Raw genomic sequence first — 2,340 nt, forward strand, 5'->3', positions numbered from 1 at the left:
ATATCGGAGTTTGATTAATCCAATGTTAGAAGGATGGATTCAAATTGTACTAACGTTACTAATTGTAGTAGCAATAACTCCTTTTTTTGGGCGCTATATGGCGCGTGTCTACCTTGAGGAAAGTACTTTTCTCGACCCAATTTTAAATGCGTTTGAGCGAGTGCTTTATGCCTTGGTTGGTGTTAAAAATAAAGAGAATATGACGGGCTGGCAGTATGGCCGGGCAATCCTATACAGCAACGTAGCAATGGGGTTGCTGATTTTCTTTATCATCATGAATCAGGGATGGTTGCCCCTCAATCCTATGGGGATAAATGCCCCAACTTGGGATACAGCCCTGCATACTACCATTTCTTTTATTACTAATACCAACCAGCAGCACTATTCTGGTGAAACCTACATGAGCTATGGCAGCCAAATATGGGGGCTTGGTTATCACATGTTCACCTCTGCTGCGACTGGTTTGGCGGTAGGTATTGCTTTTATTCGGGGATTGACTGGTAGATCGTTAGGCAACTTTTATGTAGATTTAATTCGCTCGATTACCCGAATTTTGTTGCCTATTTGTATTGTGGGCGGCGTTGTCTTGATGGCAGCTGGCGTTCCAGAAACTCTGGGGGGTGCTGTTGTATTCCCTACCTTGGAAAATCCGAATATTAGTCAAGCGATCGCTCGTGGCCCTGTTGCCCATTTTGAAATTATCAAGCAATTAGGGGAAAACGGCGGCGGCTTTTTCGCCATCAACTCAGCACATCCCTTTGAAAATCCCAACGGGTTTTCTAATTTGATTCAAATTGTGGCGATGATTTCAATCCCCACGTCCCTGATTTACGCCTATGGTTTATTTGCTAATAACACCAAGCAAGCCTGGTTAGTATATGGCATGGTTAGCGTGCTTTTCATCGTATTTGTCGTTATCAATGCCATTGGGGAATATAACGGCAACCCGGCTGTGAATGCACTTCTAGGAAGTTCGCAACCGAACCTTGAGGGTAAAGAAGTGCGGTTTGGTTGGGCACAATCTGCCTTGTTCGCAACAGTTACGACGGGCACGATGACTGGTGCTGTCAACAGTTTACACGACTCCTTCATGCCCAACGGCGGTTTCATTACTCTTTCCAATATGTTCCTGCAAATTATCTGGGGTGGACAGGGTACAGGAACCGCTTACTTGTTTACTTACTTGATCCTGGCAGTATTTGCCACAGGATTAATGGTGGGACGTACACCAGAATTTTTAGGACGCAAGATTGAGAAACGTGAAGTCGTGCTTGCTAGTTTCTTGCTTTTAATGGTTCACCCGATCGCCATTATGATTCCCGCAGCTATCACCCTAGCATTTGCTGACCAACTCTCAGGAATTAGTAATCCGGGCTTTCACGGCTTTGCTCAAGTTATCTACGAATACGCCTCAGCTGCTGCTAACAACGGTTCTGGGTTTGAAGGTTTAGGCGATTCACAACCGTCTCCTTTGGCAATCGCTACGGGTGCAAAAACTACTGCAACTGCCCTGTGGTGGAACTTAAGTACCTGCTTCAGTTTAATTGCTGGACGCTATATTCCAATTCTGGGTTTGCTGTTTTTAGCAGATAGTATGTCTCGTAAGCAAGCTGTTCCTTACACCACTGGTACATTGCGAACGGATACCGGACTATTTATAGGCGTTACCGCAGGCGTGATTTTAATCCTGGGCGCACTTACATTTTTCCCAGTCTTAGCATTGGGGCCCATTGGGGAAGCCTTTTTTATCGCCAAAGGCATTGGCTAGCGAGTGGGGAGCAGGGAGTAGGAGAGCAGGGGGAGCAGGGGGAGCAGGGCGAGCAGAGGGAGCAGGGGGAGCAGAGGGAGTTAAGAATTAAAGCCATTGGCTTAAAGACTCGTTCATCTACCTCGGAACTCCGTTCATCCACCTCAGAACTCCATTAATCCACCTCAGAACTCCATTAATCCACCTCGGAACTCCGTTCATCCACCTCGGAACTCCGTTCATCCACCTCGGAACTCCATTCATCCACCTTGGAACTCCGTTCATCCACCTCGGAACTCCATTCATCCTACCTTGGAACTCCATTAATCCACCTCAGAACTCCGTTCATCCACCTCAGAACTCCGTTCATCCACCTCGGAACTCCGTTCATCCACCTCGGAACTCCGTTCATCCACCTCGGAACTCCGTTCATCCACCTCGGAACTCCATTAATCCACCTAATCTTCCAATGCCCCATTCCCCAGTTCCCATTCCCAAAATTTAATGTATGCCCACTACTACTGATTCTCCTTCGCCCCGTATTCCATCTGGAACTCGTGACTCGCGCAAGCACACCCCCAAGACAGATATGC

Annotated in this window: 1 protein-coding gene; it reads left to right on the plus strand. The window is 47.1% G+C overall.

Translation table 11 applies throughout. The features are described 5' to 3' along the window. Window positions 1-22: 22 nt before the first annotated feature. Window positions 23-1,768, plus strand: a complete 1,746-nt coding sequence (gene kdpA / locus VE944_RS30545) for a potassium-transporting ATPase subunit KdpA (protein WP_324986434.1) — start codon at window positions 23-25, stop codon at window positions 1,766-1,768. Window positions 1,769-2,340: the final 572 nt, after the last annotated feature.

This window comes from Nostoc sp. (genome assembly GCF_035638895.1).
GTDB lineage: Bacteria > Cyanobacteriota > Cyanobacteriia > Cyanobacteriales > Nostocaceae > Nostoc.

What these genes read in the sequence shown, in the direction of transcription:
- kdpA (WP_324986434.1), top strand. Translation starts at nt 23, where the DNA reads ATGTTAGAAGGATGGATTCAAATTGTACTAACGTTACTAATTGTAGTA.